Raw genomic sequence first — 16,663 nt, forward strand, 5'->3', positions numbered from 1 at the left:
AGACGATGCAAGCGAAGACGACGCAGAGGTGGCGCTTCCTCGCCCCCGGCCGGCGCGTCCCGGGATCGCCGCTCGCCTTCCTGCTCTTCGCCATCGCGGTGGCGACCGGGGGCTGGAACTACGTCGAGGCCGCCCGCAACCGCGAGGAGACCGAGCGGCTCGGCCGGGTCCTGGCGCAGAGCGAGCGCGTGCTCTCCAGCATGAAGGACCTCGAGACCGGCCAGCGCGGCTTCGTGCTCACCGGCCGCGAGGACTACCTCGACCCCTACACCGCGGCCCTCGGCCGGATCGGCGGCGAGCTCGACCGGCTCGACGCGGACACGCCCGACCGGGCCCTGCGCGCGCGCCGCCGTGCCGTGATCGACGCCGAGACGGAGTATGCCGGCCGCGTCGTCGCCGCGCGCCGGGCCGGCGGCGAGGGGGCCGACGGGCGCGACGCGGCCCTGGCGCTGATCCAGACCGGGGAGGGCAAGCGCGCCATGGACGCGGTGCGCGCCCTCACCCGGGAGGTCCAGGACGACGCCGCGGCCGGGATGCGCCGGCTGGCCGAGGCGAATGCCCTGCGCACGCCGATCCTCTCCCTCGTCACCCTCCTGTCGGCGCTCGCGGCGGCGGGCCTGCTCGCCCGCCTCGCCCTGGTGCGCCGCCGCGAGAGCCAGCGCATGGCCGACCTCCTCGAGAGCGTCCTGGAGAACGCGCCGGTCGGCCTCGGCTTCCTCGACCGCGACCTGAACCTGCGCCACATGAACCGGGCGCTCGGCAACATGAGCGAGCGCGGCTTCGGTGCCGATGTCGGCGCGCCGATCTGGGCGCTGCTGCCGTCCCTGCGCGACGCCCTGGCGCCCAAGCTCGCGGCGGCCCGCGACAACGGCCTCGTCACCGCCAACATCGAGGTCGGCGTGCCGGCGCCGAGCGCGCCGGGCGGGGTGCGCCACTTCGAGGTCAGCTTCTTCCCGCTGCGCGGCCGCGGCCGCGGCCCGGAGACCGAGCGGGCCGACGGCGTCGGCATCGTCATGGACGACGTGACGCTCGCCAAGCTCGCCGAGCGCCGCCGCGCCGACAGCGAGGAGCGCTTCCGCTCGCTCACCGAGGCGACCTCGGCCATCGTCTGGACCACCACGCCGGACGGGGCGTTCCGCGAGAGCGCCTCGGAATGGACCCGCTTCACCGGCCAGGCCCCCGCCGAGGCGGCCGGCCAGGGCTTCCTGGCGGCGGTCCATCCCGACGACCGCGAGGCGACGCGGGAGGCCTGGGAGCGGGCGGTGACGGGCCGCACGCTCTACGCCATCGAGCACCGCCTGCGCCGGCACGACGGGGTGTGGCGCTACATGGAGGGCCGCGCCGTCCCGATCCTGGAGGAGGACGGGCGGGTGCGCGAGTGGGTCGGCGCGCATGCCGACGTCACCGCCCGCAAGGAGGCCGAGCTGGCGCTCGAAGCCGCCAAGGTGGCGGCCGAGGAGGCCAACCGTGCCAAGAGCCAGTTCCTCGCCAACATGAGCCACGAGCTGCGCACGCCGCTCTCGGCGGTGATCGGCTACGCCGAGATGCTGCAGGAGGAGATGGAGGATCTCGGCGAGGAGAGCCTGCTCGCCGACATGCGCAAGATCGAGGCGAATGCCCGCCACCTGCTCGGCCTCATCAACGACGTGCTCGACCTCTCGAAGATCGAGGCCGAGCGGATGGAGGTCTACGCCGAGGACCTCGACGTGGCCGAGACCCTGCGCGACGTCGCCACCACGGTCGACGCCCTGGTGCTCAAGAAGGGCAACACCCTCGACCTGCGCCTCGGCGACGGGCTCGGGCAGGCGCATACCGACGCGACCAAGCTCCGGCAGTGCCTGATCAACCTGCTCAGCAACGCGGCGAAGTTCACCGAGGACGGCCGGATCACGCTGTCGGCGGTGCGCGAGCACCGGCCGGGCGGCGACGTCCTGCGCTTCGCCGTGACCGATACCGGCATCGGCATGACCGAGGAGCAGCAGGCGCGGCTCTTCCAGCGCTTCACCCAGGCCGATGCCTCGACCACCCGCCGCTTCGGCGGCACCGGCCTCGGGCTTGCCATCACCCGGGCCTTCGCCCGGATGCTCGGCGGTGAGATCGCGGTGGCGAGCCGGCCCGGGGAGGGCACCACCTTCACCCTGGACCTGCCGGCCCTCTACGAGGCGCGCGACCAGGCCGAGGCTGCCCCGACGGGACCTGACGCGGCGGAGCCCGCCGCCGCGCCCCGGCCTGAGGCCGGCTCGAACCTCGTCCTCGTCGTCGACGACGACCCGGCGTCCCGCGACCTGCTCGTCCGCTTCCTGAAGCGCGACGGGTTCCAGGTCGCCACCGCCCCGGACGGCCGCGCCGGGCTGGAGCAGGCGCGGGCCTTGCGCCCCCGCGTCGTCCTCCTCGACGTGACGATGCCGCGGATGGACGGCTGGGCGGTGCTGCGGGCCCTGCGGGCCGACCCCGACTTCGGCGCGACGCCGGTGATCATGGTCACCGTGCTCGACGAGCAGAACCTCGCCTTCTCGCTCGGCGCGACCGACTACCTGCACAAGCCGGTGGAGTGGGGGGCGCTCAAGGAGGCGATGGAGCGCTTCCGCCCCGCCATCCACGAGGGTCCGGTCCTCGTGGTCGACGACGATCCCGACGTGCGCGAGCGCATGACCACGATGCTGACCCGTGAGGGCTGGCGGGTGGCGAGCGCCGAGAACGGGCTCGCCGGCCTCGAGGCCGTCGGGGTGCGAAAGCCCGGCCTCGTCCTCCTCGACCTGATGATGCCGGAGATGGACGGCTTCGGCTTCCTGCGGGCGTTGCGCGACAAGCCCGAGTGGCGCGACATCCCGGTCGTCGTCCTGACCGCCAAGGACGTCACCGCCGAGGACCGCCGCCGTCTCGCCGGCCGGGCCGACCGCATCCTGCCCAAGGCCGGCCTCGGCATGGCCGACCTCGCCGCGACCCTGCGCGGGCTGATGGGGTCGGCGGCCGGAGGCGAGGCCGAGGCGCCGGACCGGCCGGTGTCACCGTCGGAGTAGGGGATCGGCCGGCCTCGCGGCTGCGCGTCGCGGGGCCGGCACGACGGCGCGCCCTACCTTGGCCCGATGATCCTGCTTCGCCACGGCCAGAGTGAGTTCAACCTGCATTTCCACGCGACGGGGGTCGATCCCGGCATCGTGGATGCGCCCCTGACGCCGCTCGGCCACGGGCAGGCGGAGGCCGCCGCCCGGGCCCTGGCGGGGGAGGGGGTGCGGCGCATCCTGTGCTCCCCCCTGACCCGGGCGCTCCAGACCGCGACGCCGGTGGCCGACCGCCTCGGCCTGCCGATCCTCGTCACCCCGATGGTGCGCGAGCGCCGGGGCGCGAGCTGCGACACCGGCACCTGCCGGACCGACCTCGCCCGCGCCTGGCCGCATCTCGATCTCGACCACATGGACGAGGTCTGGTGGCGCGGGGCCGACGAGGCGGACCAGGAGCCCGACCACCTGTTCGAGGCCCGCGTGGCGGCCTTCGGCACGGCGATGGCCGAAGATCCGGACTGGGCCCACACCCTCGTCGTCTGCCACTGGGTGTTCATCATGGCGGTCACCGGCTGCAGCCTCGCCAACGGCGAATGGGTCCGCTGCCGGATGGACGAGGCCGGCCGGCTCGCGGCGGTCGAGCGCTGACCGCCGCCAGCCCGGCTCAGGCGAACGGATCGGCGACGATCGGCCAGAGCGGCCGGCCGGCCCGCGGCAGGACGAGCGCCGCGAAGTCGGGGTTGGCGCTGCCCGTCACCGCGACGTGGAGGATGCGGTCGGCCCGCGGCGCGAAGCCGGCATTGAAGTGCTGGGCCGACTTCACGAACACGGTGGCGTAGTCGGTGAGCGAGACGCCGAACTGCTCGAAGGCCGAGGGCTGGAAGACCTGGGTGCGCAGGGCGTTGAGCACGATGTGCAGGCCGCCGGCCTCGACCATCACGCAATCGCCCATCGGCTGCTTGCCGTTGCCGTAGGTCTGGACCGCGTCCGCCTGGATGCCGATCACCCGCACGGCGAGATCGACGGGATCGCCCGACATCGGCCCGGTCTTGCCGCCGACGCGCAAGGCCAGGCGCGCGCCGAGGCCGGCCTCGCGGCAGAGCCGGACCGCGACCGGATCCCAGAAGCTGCCGATGGCGCAGCGCGTCGCGCCGGCCTCGACGAGGGCGCGCAGCAGGAAGGTCGAATCGCTCGCCGATCCCGCCCCGGCATTGTCCGAGACGTCGGCCAGCACCGTCACGCCCTCGGCGGGCTTCAGCGCCACCTGCACCGCCTCGTCGAGGGTCAGGAGCCGGTCGGTGGTCGCCTCGCGCATCTCCCACAATTCGCGGGCGAGCGCCTCGGCGGTGGCCCGGGCCAGGTCCGGGTCGCCGTCCGTCACCGCCACCACCTTGGCACCGACATCCGGGAGGTCGGCCCAGGGAAAGCCGTGGGCGAGCGACAGGGACAGGATGCCGTCCCGCCCCTCCGCCGCGCTCATCCGGTCGACGAAGCCGCGGGTCGGCTGGTTGGGCGTGCGCCACACCGCCAGCATCCGGCAATCGGCGACGGCGATCGTCGGCCGGATCCGGCCCGCCCGCGCGTCGTCGCAGAGGCGGAAGAGGTCGCGCGCCCGGTCGTCGACGTCGATGTGGGGGTATTCCTTGTAGGTGAGCAGCACGTCGGAGGCCGCGACGATGCGCTCGCTCAGGTGGCAATGCAGGTCGAGCTCGACCCCCACCGTCACCCCCTTGCCCACGATCTCCCGGGCCGCGGCGACGAGCTCGCCCTCGCAATCGTCCTGCTCCTCGGCGACCATCGCGCCGTGGAGGTCGAACAGCACCATGTCGACCGGGCCGGCGGCCCTGAGGTCGGCCAGCACCCGGTCGCGCAGGTCCACCCACACGTCCTGGCGCGTCGGCCCGCCCGGCGGGGCGAAGGCCGCCAGGCTCTCCACCACCGCGTAGCCGGCGGCCTCGCCCATCGTGCGCCAGACCTTGAGCGGCCCGGCGAACCAGTGATCCGAGGTGCGGGAGGCGCCGGTCTCGACGTAGAGGTCCTCGAGGAAGGCGGCGCGCCCGGTCGGGATCGGCGAGAAGGTGTTGGTCTCGGTGCCGAGCGCGGCGATGAAGAGCTTCACGGATGGGTCTCCTCTGGGAGATGGTCTTCGAGACGGAGCCGGATCGGGGCGGCGCGCCTCATGCTCGCGACGTCGTCCCGGGCCCGCCTTCGGCCCCGGGATGACCCTGATTCCACGATCCTGTCGAGGGGCCGGCCCTCACCCCGCCGCCACGTGGACGCCCGGCCGCTTGCCGTCGTTCCACTTCCCCCCGATGGCGCGCTCGACCTGGGCGGCGAGCTGGAGCAGCAGCCCGTCGGCGCCCTGGCGCGCCTGCGCCTGGATGCCGAGCGGCAGGCCGTGCTCGTTCCAGGCGAGCGGCATCGACAGGGCCGGCAGGCCGCACAGGTTGGCGAGCGGCGTGTAGGCGAAGTTGCGCCACAGGTTCTCGAACCAGGCGTGGACCGACGGCTCGTCGCTGATCGTCAGGTATTCGGTGGTGCCGACGCGCGGCGTCGGCACGGCGGTGATCGGGGTGAGGATGATGTCCCACGCCTCGAAGAAGGCGCCGAAGCCCCGGGCCGTGGTGTTGAACGCCGCCTGCATCGCCGTCCGCTCCGCGTAGCTCGCGTGGCGCCCGGCTTCCCAGATCCGGATGTTCATCGGCTCGATCAGGTCCTCGGGCGGCCGCTCGAGGCCCTTGAGGGCCAGCAGCCCGTTGATGGTCTGGGCGAAGTTGGTGATGTAGCAGGTGGTCTGGGCCTCGAAGGCGGCCCGGATGTCGACCGCCGGCAGCGCCCACTCGACGTGGTGGCCGAGGCCTTCGAGGAAGCGACCGATCCGCTCCAGCTCGGCGACGTGCTGGGGCGCGGCGCGGTAATCGCCCCATTCGTGCGACAGCGCGATGCGCAGGCGCCCGGGATCGCGCTCGATCAGCGTGGCGTAGGGCTCGGGCGCGGTCCAGTAGGGCATGAACTCGCCCGGAGCGCCGCCGCGGCACTGGTCGACGAAGGTCGCGGTGTCGCGCACGGTGCGCGACTGGCAGCCCTGGATCGACACCACGCTGGTCAGGTCCGAGCCGTAGGGCGCGATCGAGAACACGCCGCGGGAGGGCTTGAGCCCGAGATTGCCGTTGACGCCCGCCGGGATGCGGATCGAGCCGCCGCCGTCGGTGGCGTGCGCCATCGGCACCACGCCCGAGGCCACCGCGGCGGCGGATCCCGCCGAGGAGCCGCAGGTGGTGTAGTCGAGGTTCCAGGGGTTGCGGGTGACGTAGACCGCCGGGTTCTCGGCCGAGCTGCACACGCCGAATTCCGGCGTGGTGGTGCGCCCGACGAGGCTGAGGCCGGCCTGCCGCATCCTACCCGTCAGGTGGCTGTCGCTCGTCGCGCGGTTGCCGCGCATCAGGAGCGAGCCCATCTCCTGCAGCCGGCCCTTCAGGGTCGGCCCGAGGTCCTTCATCAGGAACGGCACGCCTGCGAAGGCGCCGTCGAGGTTGGTGCCGTCCGTCGCCGGGTCGGCGATGCAATCGTCGAACAGCTCGATCACGGCGCTCGTCGCCGGGTTGGTCAGCGCCACGCCGGCCGCCGCCTGGGCGGCCAGTTCCGCCGCCGTCACCTCGCCGGCGCGCACCCGCGCGGCGAGCCCGCAGGCGTCGTGCTGCGCCCATTCCTCCCAGGTCATGGCGAGGGTCATTGGTATGGTCCTGTTCTGTTTACGCTAGAACTGCAATAGTCGCTTCAAGACAAAGCGCGTCCCCCTCTCCCACATGGGAGAGGGGATCCCGCGTTTCATCTTCGTTCGGTTGCATCAGGCGGAAGCCGCTTCCTGAAGAGGCGCGTTCCCCCGCCCGAACTCCCGCCCCGGCGCCGCCTCGATCAGAGCCCGGGTATAGGAGGCCTTCGGCCGGGCGAAGACCTCGGCGGTCGGGCCTTCCTCGACGATGCGGCCGCGCTGCATCACGATCAGCCGGTCGCAGATCTGGGCCGCCACCCGCAGGTCGTGGGTGATGAACAGGATCGCGAGGTCGAAGCGGCGCTGCACGTCGTCGAGGAGGGCGAGCACCTGGCGCTGCACCGAGACGTCGAGGGCCGAGACCGCCTCGTCGGCGATCAGGATCTCGGGCTCCATGGCGAGCGCCCGGGCGAGCGCGATGCGCTGGCGCTGGCCGCCGGAGAACTGGTGCGGGTAGCGGGCGAGCGCCGAGGGATCGAGCCCGACGAGGCCCATCAGCTCCCGGGCCTTGGCGGTCGCGGCCTCCGGGCCGGTGCCGAAATTCACCGGCCCCTCGATGATCGAGGCCCCGACCGTGCGGCGCGGGTTGAGCGAGCGGAACGGATCCTGGAAGACGACCTGGATCTTCTGGCGCATCGGCCGCAGCCGGCGCTCGGGCAGGCGGGCGATGTCCCGGTCGCCGACCATGATCTGGCCCCCGCTCGGGGCGATCAGCCGGGCGATGCAGCGGGCGACCGTCGACTTGCCCGAGCCCGACTCGCCGACGATGCCGACCGTCTCGCCGCGGCGGATGCGCAGCGCCACGTCGGCGGCGGCGTGGACGACGCGTTCCTTCTTGAACAGGCCGCCGCTGCGATAGGTCTTCTCGAGGGCGGCGGTCTCCAGCGCCAGGGCGCCGGTGACCGGCGGGCGCCGGGCGGGCGTCATCGTCGGCACCGCGCCGATCAGCATCTTGGTGTAGGGGTGCTGGGGCCGCTCCAGCACCTGGGCGGCCGGACCCTGCTCGACGACGCGGCCGCGCTGCATCACCACCACCCGGTCGGCGATCTCCGCCACCACGCCGAAATCGTGGGTGATGAACAGGACGCCGGTGCCGCGGCGCTCCTGCATCTCGCGGATCAGCTTCAGGATCTGGGCCTGGGTGGTGACGTCGAGGGCGGTGGTCGGCTCGTCGGCGATGAGCAGCGCCGGGTCGAGGATGAGGGCGGCGGCGATCATCACCCGCTGGCGCTGGCCGCCGGAGAGCTGGTGCGGGTAGGAGGCGTGCATCCGCTCGGGGTCGGGCAGGTGCATGGCCTCCAGCATCGCCAGCACCTTGGCCCGGCGCTCCTTGCCGCCGAGGTCGGTGTGGATGCGCAGGACCTCCTCGATCTGGTCGCCGACGGTCAGCACCGGGTTCAGCGCCGTCATCGGCTCCTGGAAGATCATCGCCATGCGGTCGCCGCGCAGGGCCCGCAGGCGCTGGGGGGTTGCCGTCAGCACGTCCTCGCCGAGGAGCCGGATCGCGCCGTCGACGGGCTTCAGCACCTTGGCGAGGAGACCCATCACCGAGAAGGCGGTGACCGACTTGCCGGAGCCGGATTCGCCGACGACGCAGACGATCTCGCCGCGGGCGACCGTGAACGAGACCCCGTCGACGGCGCGCGACCGGTCGCCGCCGCCCGGCAGCGCGATGGCGAGGTTCTCGATCTCGAGAACGGGGGAGGGCGCAGCGCTCATCGGCCGGTCATCTTCGGATCGAGGGTGTCGCGCAGGCCGTCGCCCAGCATGTTCACGGCCAGCACCGTGAGGCCGAGGACGATGCCCGGATACAGGATGTTGTGGGGGTAGACCCGGAACAGGTTGCGGCCCTCCGCCATGATGTTGCCCCAGCTCGGCGTCTCCGGCGGGATGCCGATGCCGAGGAACGAGAGCACCGCCTCGACCAGGATCGCCGAGGCGGCGATGAAGGTGCCCTGCACGATCAGGGGCGCGACGGTGTTGGGCAGGATGTGGCGCGCCATCAGCAGCGGCAGGCGGGTGCCGGCCATGATCGCGGCCTCGACGTAGGGCTCCTCCCGCACCGAGAGCACGATCGAGCGCACCAGCCGTACCACCCGGGGGATCTCCGGCACCACGATCGCGGCGATGACCGCCGGCAGGCCGGCCCGGAACAGCGACACCACCGCGATGGCGAGCAGGATGCCGGGAATCGCCATCAGCCCGTCCATCAGCCGCATGATCGGCCCGTCGAGGGGGCGGATGTAGCCGGCGACGAGCCCGAGCAGCAGGCCGACGGCGAGCGACAGGGCCGCCACCGAGACGGCGATGGCGAGGGAGACCCGGGCGCCGTAGAGCACCCGGCTGTAGACGTCGCGCCCCAGGCTGTCGGTGCCCATCCGGTGACGGAAGGTCGAGGTCGAGCCGTCCTCGGCCCGGATCGTGCGCTCGAAGCCCGGCGGGCGGTTGCGGGTCGCCGGGTTGATCGCGCCCGGGTCGAGCGTGCCGAGGACCGGCGCGAAGGCCCCGATCAGCGCCATCAGGAGGAGGAAGCCGGCGCCGATCGCGACGACCGGGTTGCGCAGGAGGCGCGCGGCGAGGGTGCGGCCGGGCGGCAGGGGCGCGGCCGCGGCGGGCGCCAGCAGGGTCGGCTCGGCACTCAATGGCGGATCCTCGGGTCGAACAGGCTGTAGGTGAGGTCGATCAGGAGGTTGATGAGGACGTAGACGCCCGAGAACATCAGGATCAGCGCCTGGATCGTCGGATAGTCCCGGGCCAGCACCGCATCGACCGTGAGGCGGCCGAGTCCGGGGATGGCGAAGACGCTCTCGGTCACCACCACGCCGCCGATGAGGAGCGCGATGCCGATGCCGACCACCGTCACGATCGGCACCGCGGCGTTCTTGAGCGCGTGGCGAAAGAGGATCTTGCGCTCGACCTGGCCCTTGGCCCGGGCGGTGCGGATGTAGTCCTCGTTCAGGACCTCCAGCACGCTCGCCCGGGTCATGCGGGCGATGAGCGCGATGTAGACCACCGACAGGGTCACGGCCGGCAGGACCAGGCGGTGCAGGTAGCCCCCGAGGCCCGCGGAGAGCGGCTGGTAGCCCTGGACCGGGAACCAGCCTAGCGTGATCGAGAAGACGTAGATCAGGAGGTAGCCGATCACGAAGACCGGCACCGAGAACCCGAGCACCGACATGCCCATCACGATCCGGTCGAGCCAGGAGCCGTGCCGGTAGGCGGCCACGACCCCGAGCGGGATCGCGACGCAGACCGCGATCAGCATCGTGGCGGCGGCGAGCGACAGGGTCGGTTCGATCCGCCCGAGGATCAGCTCGCCGATGCTCTTCTTGAAGAAGAACGACTCGCCGAGATTGCCGTGGAGGAGGTTGCCGATCCAGATCGCGAACTGCGCCGGCAGCGACTGGTCGAGGCCGAGCTTCTGGCGCACCTGCGCGATCTGCTCGCTCGAGGCGTTGTCCCCGGCGATCACCGCCGCTGGGTCGCCGGGGGTGAGCCGCAGCATCAGGAACACCAGCACCGCGACGATCGCCAGCACCGGAATGGCGGCGAGCAACCGCCGCAGGACATAGCCGGCCATCGCCCTACTTCTTCTTCTCGACGTTCCAGAACACCGGCACGGCGGCGGTCAGGATGCCGGTGACGTTCTTGCGCGCGGCGATCGGGATGTAGAACTGGCCGAGCGGGATGTAGGGCACAACCTCGCGCCAGCGGGCCTGCACGGCCTCGGCGATCGCCTTCTGCTTGCCCGGGTCGACCTCGCGGGCGAAGTCGTCGCGGAGCTTCTCCATCTCGGAATCGCAGGGCCAGCCGAACGGGGCCTTGTCGCAGCTCATGTTCACGAAGCTCGACATCACCGGGTTCAGGATGTCGGCCGAGACCCAGGAGGTGTTCATCAGGTTCCAGCCGCCCTTGTCGGCCGGATCCTTGCGCACCCGGCGCGAGACCACGGTCTGCCAGTCCGAGGACTGCATATCGACCTTGAAGCCGCCCTTCTCGAGGAGCTGCTTGGCCACCGGCCCGAGATTGGTCAGGGTCTGAAGGTCGGTCGAGTGCAGGAGGACGATCGGCGTGCCGTCGTAGCCCGCCTCCCTCAGGAGCTGCTTCGACTTCGCGAAGTTCGACTCGAGCAGCCCGTCCATCCCCTTCTCGGTGGCGAGCGGCGAGCCGCAGACAAACAGCGCCTTGCAGGCCTTGTAGTAGTCGGTATCGCCCACCGCCGCCTGGAGGAAGTCGGTCTGGTTGAGGGCGTAGGTCAGCGCCTGGCGCACCTTCGGGTTGTCGAAGGGCTTGATCAGGTGGTTCGGCCGCATCGAGTATTGCAGGCCGAGCGGGTTGTAGTCGATGAGGGCGACGTTGGAATCGGCCTTGATCAGCGGAATCAGGTCGTAGGCCGGCTGCTCGATCACGTCGATCTCGCCGGCGAGCAGCGCGTTCACCGCCTGCTGCTGGTCGGAGATCGCCAGCCACTCGACCCGGTCGAGCTTGACCACCTTGCCGCCGGCGAGCCCCGAGGCCGGCTCGGAGCGCGGCTTGTAGTCCTTGAACTTGGTGTAAACGATCTTGTCGCCGGGCTTCCACTCGTCGGTCTTCATCACGAACGGGCCGGAGCCGGTGAAGTCCGAGATCTGCTGGTTCGGGTCGGTCTCGGCGACCCGCTTGGGCATCATGAAGGGCACGTTCGAGGACGGCTTGGCGAGGCCGAACAGCAGCAGCCCGGTCGGCGACTTCAGCTTGACGGTGAAGCTCTTGGCGTCGTCGGCGCTCATGCCCTCGACGAAGGTCATCAGCTTCTGGCCGAGGGAGTCGCGGGCGCTCCAGCGCTTGATCGAGGCGACGCAGTCCTCCGCCGTCACCGGCTTGCCGTCGTGCCACTTAAGCCCGTCGCGCAAGGTGAACGTGTAGGTCAGGTTGTCGGGCGAGACCGTGTAGGTGTCGACCATCTGCGGCTTGACCTCGCCCTTCGCGTCGAGGGCGAACAGCGTGTCGTAGATCATGTAGCCGTGGTTGCGGACGATGTAGGCGGTGGTCCAGATCGGGTCGACGATCTTGACGTCCGAATGCATCACCGCCTTGAGCGTCTGCGCCGGCGCGCCGACGGGCGCGAGCAGGGCGGCACTTGCCGCGACCAGGCCGAGAACGGACCGACGAAACGCCATCAAGTTGTCTCCCTCACAATCGAGCCGCCGGTGCGGCGGCGAAACCAGCGCGTCGGACCGCATCCGTCGCGGCGCCGACCATGCAATCGACAGACCAGTTCGCGTGCGACCTGCGACGCTGATCGACGGCGCCCCAAATCTGTGCGCTCGACAAGTCTAGGAAAGCGGCGGAGAGACCACCGAAATAGTCACGCGACCTTGCCGCTGCGGATCGGGGCAGGATGCGGGAGCCTGTGCGGGCTGACTACGACGAAAGCGTGCGACCGGTGCACCGCTTTTCGTTGCACGCCTGCCGTTAGGTGACGAACCGCGGTGCAGTCAGGCGCGCAGGCGCTTGAGGGCGGTCTCGAGGTCGCGGCGCAGGCGCTCGGCGGCGAAACTCGGCTGGCGGTCGGCCGGGACGCAGAGGTCGAGGGAGGTCTCGACGGGCATCGCCTCGGGGAAGGGGACCGCCGCCATGGTGCCGGCGGCGAGCTCGTCGGCGACCGCCGCGCGGGGCAGCACCGCCAGGGCCCCGGCCTGCGCCACCAGGGTGCGCTGCAGGTCGAGGGAGGAGGCCTCGAAGGTCGGGACGATCCGGCATCCGGCCTCGGCCGCGACCCGGTCGAAGAAGGTGCGGGCGCCGAAATCCGGACCCGGCAGGACCCAGCGGTAGCCCGCGAGCGCCGGGAGCGCCGCGCCGCCGGCCCGGGTCACCGGATGGTCGGGCGGCGCGACGATGAATTGCGGCAGCCAGATGCGCTGCACCACCCTGACCGCGTCGGAGGCCGGGGCGAAGAAGGTGAGGGCGAGGTCGCAGGAGGCGTCCTCGAGCGCCCGCATCGCGTCCTTGGCGGTGCCGGTGCGCAACCGCGCCCGGACATGCGGGTGGCGGCTCGCGAAGGCGGCGAGCACCGGCACCAGGATCGCCGAGGCGATGCCCTCGGCGGCGTGGACGCCGACGACGCCGCCGCGCAGCCCCTTCAGGTCGTCGATCAGGCGAACGACGTGGTCGAGCTCGTTGATCGTGCGGTCGAGCTTGGCGGCGAGCAGCTCCCCGGCGGCGGTGAGCCGGATGCCGAGCGGACCGCGCTCGAGCAGCGGCGCGTCCATGTAGTATTCGAGCTGCGAGATGTGGCGCGCCAGCACGTTGGGGTGGATGTCGAGCTGGCTGGCGGCGTCGCGCAGCGAGCTGCACCGGGTGACGACGGCGAAGTAGTGGAGAGCCACGATCTTCGCCATGCCGATGTCACCGTGCTGCTTTGGCCGTGCCGCCGCAATCCGGCGCGGGGCGCTTCGAGGACTCCCGTGCGCGGGCGCGCTAGGGCCGGGCGGTGCCAAGAAAGGCCATTGCTGTCAATAGGCTACAAGTTTGCCGAGGCGGGACGAATCGAGATTTCGACCTTGCTGCAGTGCAGCGTTGGTTCTGCGGCATTGCAAGAGCGATCGGTCCCGCGCCGGGATCCGCCGAGATTCCAATCGCTTGTGAAGCCGCTAAGACGCCCCTTCCCCGCGTCCGGCCTCGGGCCGGCGAGACATAGTTCGAGATAATAGCCCAGATGCATTGCCGCTTGTTCCCGATCTATAGATCGACTCTGCGGAAGACATCGGAATGACTCGATGCTAGGGTGACTTCGGTGAGCAAATGTAATAAGTTATTCATAAGGGATCTTGATGAGAGAAATCTATGAACGAGCCGCAGGCTCGGCCATTCTCTCTCGGGCCCGGCATTTCTCATCATGCGAACACGCTCCGACGTGCGGCCCGCCGGCCGCGTGAACGTGAGACGCCGATTGGAGACGCTGAACATGGGCAAGTTTGTGAACTCCGTTTCCGTGGCAGCCCTGATGGCGCTGGCGCCGCTCGCGCTGCCGCATGCCGCGCTCGCCAACGACAAGCTCGTCGACTTGTCGAAGAGCGACGACAACTGGGTGATGCCGGGCAAGAACTACGACTCGGACAACTACAGCGGCCTGACCCAGATCAACGACAAGAACGTCAAGAATCTGAAGGTGTCCTGGCAGTTCTCGACCGGCCTGCTCAACGGTCACGAGGGCGCGCCGCTGGTCGTGGACGGCAAGATGTACGTCCACACCTCGTTCCCGAACAACACCTTCGCGCTCGGCCTCGACGATCCGGGCAAGATCCTGTGGCAGGACAAGCCGAAGCAGAACCCGGCCGCGCGCTCGGTGGCCTGCTGCGATCTCGTCAACCGCGGCCTCGCCTACTGGCCGGGCGACGGCAAGACCCCGGCCCTGATCCTCAAGACCCTGCTCGACGGCCACGTCGCGGCGCTCAACGCCGAGACCGGCGAGACGGTGTGGAAGATCGAGAATTCCGACATCAAGGTCGGCTCGACGCTGACCATCGCCCCCTACGTGGTGAAGGACAAGGTGATCATCGGCTCGTCGGGCGCCGAGCTCGGCGTGCGCGGCTACCTCACCGCCTACGACGTCAAGACCGGCGAGCAGAAGTGGCGCGCCTACGCGACCGGCCCGGATTCCGACCTGCTGCTCGCCAAGGACTTCAACATCCAGAACGCCCATTACGGCCAGAAGGGCCTCGGCACCTCGACCTGGGAGGGCGATTCCTGGAAGATCGGCGGCGGCACCAACTGGGGCTGGTACGCCTACGATCCCGGCACCAACCTGATCTACTTCGGCACCGGCAACCCGGCGCCGTGGAACGAGACGATGCGTCCCGGCGACAACAAGTGGACGATGACGATCTTCGGCCGCGACGCCGACACGGGCGAGGCCAAGTTCGGCTACCAGAAGACGCCGCACGACGAGTGGGACTATGCCGGCGTCAACGTGATGATGCTGTCGACCCAGAAGGACCTCGCCGGCAAGGAGCGCAAGCTCCTGACCCACCCGGACCGCAACGGCATCGTCTACACGCTCGACCGGACCAACGGCGATCTCGTCTCGGCGCACAAGATCGACGACACCGTCAACGTCTTCAAGACCGTCGACCTGAAGTCCGGCCTGCCGGTGCGCGACCCCGAATACGGCACCCGGATGGACCACCTCGCCAAGGACATCTGTCCCTCGGCGATGGGCTACCACAACCAGGGCCACGATTCGTACGATCCGAACCGCAAGCTCTTCTTCATGGGCATCAACCACATCTGCATGGATTGGGAGCCCTTCATGCTGCCCTACCGGGCCGGCCAGTTCTTCGTCGGCGCGACGCTGAACATGTATCCGGGCCCGAAGGGCGACCGCCAGAACGCCGAGGGGCTGGGCCAGATCAAGGCCTACGACGCCATCACGGGCAAGTTCAAATGGGAGAAGATGGAGCGCTTCGCGGTCTGGGGCGGCACCACGGCGACGGCCGGCAACCTGGTCTTCTACGGAACCCTCGACGGCTACATCAAGGCGCGCAACTCCGACACGGGTGAGCTGCTCTGGAAGTCGAAGCTGCCGTCCGGCGCGATCGGCTACCCGATCACCTACACCCACAAGGGCACGCAATACGTCGCGATCTACTACGGCGTCGGCGGCTGGCCGGGCGTCGGCCTGGTCTTCGACCTGCAGGATCCGACCGCCGGCCTCGGTGCCGTCGGCGCCTTCAAGAAGCTCGCCAACTACACCCAGATGGGCGGCGGCGTGACGGTGTTCTCCCTCGACGGCAAGGGCCCGTACGACGACCCGAACGTCGGCGAGTACTCGGCGAACTGATCCGCCGATCCAGCGCTCCTCCCCCCCGCGGGGAGGAGCGTCCCGCTGCCTCACCTCGTGACGACGGATCCGATCATGTTGAGATCGTTCGGACGATCCCGCCTGCGCCTGGCGGGCCTGACGGCCCTCGCCGCCGCGCTGACCGCCCCGGCCTTCGCCCAGACCCAGCCCGCGCCCGCCCCGCCCGCCCAGATCCGGCAAACGGGCCCCGGCGAGGCCGCGGCCGCCGCCCAGAGCCGCCCCGACGAGGGCGTGCTGCGGGTCTGCGCCTCCGCCGCCCAGCCGCCCCTGTCGCTCAAGGACGGCAGCGGGCTCGAGAACCGCATCGCCGGCGCGGTCGCCGAGGCGATGGGGCGCGAGGTCCAGTTCGTCTGGTCGGAGAAGCCCGCGATCTACCTGGTGCGCGACTTCCTCGACAAGAAGCTCTGCGACGTCGTCGCCGGGCTCGATACCGGCGACCCGCGGGTGCTGACGACGAAGCCGTATTACCGCAGCGGCTACGTCTTCGTGACCCGGGCCCAGGACGGGCTCGACGTGACCTCCTGGTCCGATCCGCGGCTCAAGCAGGTCGGCCATGTCGCGGTGCCGTTCGGCTCGCCGAGCGAGGTGATGCTGAAGAACATCGGCCGCTACGAGGAGGACATGGCCTACCTCTACTCGCTGGTGAACTTCCGTTCGCCGCGCAACCAGTACACCCAGATCGATCCGGCCCGCCTCGTCGGCGAGGTCGCGAGCGGCAAGGCCGACGTCGCGGTGCCCTTCGGTCCCGACGTCGCCCGCTTCGTCAAGGCCTCGAGCGTGCCGCTGCGCATGACGCTCGTCGCCGACGACGCCGCCCGCGGCGACGGCCAGAAGGTCGCGATGCGGTTCGACCAGTCGATGGGCGTGCGCCGCGACGACGAGGCGCTGCTCGCCGCCCTCGACCAGGCCCTCGTCAAGGCCCGCCCGGCGATCGAGGCGATCCTGAAGGACGAGGGCGTGCCGACGGTGCCGACCGGATCCTGATCCTCCCCGCCTTCCCCGCGCCCCTCGGTCCGCCGGGCGCGGCCCCTCTCCCCCATAGAGCGT

At 70.7% G+C, this 16,663-nt stretch carries 11 protein-coding genes; 4 read left to right on the forward strand and 7 right to left on the reverse strand.

Features of this window, described 5'->3' with window-relative positions:
- Window positions 1–5 precede the first annotated feature (5 nt).
- Together BMX97_RS03555 and BMX97_RS03560 are read left to right on the forward strand one after the other, a co-directional pair.
- Window positions 6–3,020 carry a response regulator gene (locus BMX97_RS03555; RefSeq protein ID WP_091745870.1) on the forward strand — a complete coding sequence of 1,005 codons (3,015 nt, stop codon included), beginning with the start codon at window positions 6–8 and terminating at the stop codon, window positions 3,018–3,020.
- 66 nt (window positions 3,021–3,086) lie between these two features.
- Window positions 3,087–3,650, forward strand: coding sequence for a histidine phosphatase family protein (locus BMX97_RS03560; protein WP_091745485.1), 564 nt, complete (start codon window positions 3,087–3,089; stop codon window positions 3,648–3,650).
- 16 nt (window positions 3,651–3,666) lie between these two features.
- On the opposite strand, the gene BMX97_RS03565 is transcribed toward BMX97_RS03560, so the two are convergent.
- From BMX97_RS03565 to BMX97_RS03595, 7 genes are all read right to left on the reverse strand, one after another.
- On the reverse strand, window positions 3,667–5,121 hold the full coding sequence (locus tag BMX97_RS03565; protein ID WP_091745487.1) for a M81 family metallopeptidase: 1,455 nt from the start codon (window positions 5,119–5,121) through the stop codon (window positions 3,667–3,669).
- A gap of 138 nt (window positions 5,122–5,259) precedes the next feature.
- A complete protein-coding gene (locus BMX97_RS03570) occupies window positions 5,260–6,735 on the reverse strand; it encodes an amidase (protein WP_091745490.1) in 1,476 nt (491 codons plus the stop codon).
- A 114-nt stretch (window positions 6,736–6,849) separates the two neighbouring features.
- Window positions 6,850–8,493 carry an ABC transporter ATP-binding protein gene (locus BMX97_RS03575; RefSeq protein WP_091745492.1) on the reverse strand — a complete coding sequence of 548 codons (1,644 nt, stop codon included), beginning with the start codon at window positions 8,491–8,493 and terminating at the stop codon, window positions 6,850–6,852.
- On the reverse strand, window positions 8,490–9,416 hold the full coding sequence (locus BMX97_RS03580) for an ABC transporter permease (protein ID WP_244538258.1): 927 nt from the start codon (window positions 9,414–9,416) through the stop codon (window positions 8,490–8,492). Before BMX97_RS03580 ends, BMX97_RS03575 begins: the two co-directional genes overlap by 4 nt.
- The gene (locus BMX97_RS03585) at window positions 9,413–10,354 is read right to left on the reverse strand and encodes an ABC transporter permease (RefSeq protein WP_060850098.1); all 942 of its coding nucleotides are present in this window, start codon (window positions 10,352–10,354) and stop codon (window positions 9,413–9,415) included. The genes BMX97_RS03580 and BMX97_RS03585 overlap by 4 nt, the downstream gene beginning before the upstream one ends.
- A gap of 4 nt (window positions 10,355–10,358) precedes the next feature.
- Window positions 10,359–11,933, reverse strand: a complete 1,575-nt coding sequence (locus BMX97_RS03590; protein WP_091745494.1) for an ABC transporter substrate-binding protein — start codon at window positions 11,931–11,933, stop codon at window positions 10,359–10,361.
- 318 nt (window positions 11,934–12,251) lie between these two features.
- On the reverse strand, window positions 12,252–13,154 hold the full coding sequence (locus BMX97_RS03595; protein WP_091745496.1) for a LysR family transcriptional regulator: 903 nt from the start codon (window positions 13,152–13,154) through the stop codon (window positions 12,252–12,254).
- A 566-nt stretch (window positions 13,155–13,720) separates the two neighbouring features.
- Here BMX97_RS03595 and BMX97_RS03600 point away from each other — a divergent pair.
- Entirely contained in the window at window positions 13,721–15,595 is a 1,875-nt protein-coding gene (locus BMX97_RS03600; RefSeq protein ID WP_091745498.1) for a methanol/ethanol family PQQ-dependent dehydrogenase, read from the forward strand.
- A 75-nt stretch (window positions 15,596–15,670) separates the two neighbouring features.
- Window positions 15,671–16,600 (forward strand): methanol oxidation system protein MoxJ, encoded by a 930-nt coding sequence (gene moxJ / locus BMX97_RS03605; protein ID WP_091745875.1) that lies wholly within the window; start codon window positions 15,671–15,673, stop codon window positions 16,598–16,600.
- Window positions 16,601–16,663: the final 63 nt, after the last annotated feature.

The organism is Methylobacterium sp. ap11 (assembly GCF_900110515.1).
In the GTDB taxonomy this organism is placed as follows: Bacteria; Pseudomonadota; Alphaproteobacteria; order Rhizobiales; family Beijerinckiaceae; genus Methylobacterium; species Methylobacterium ajmalii.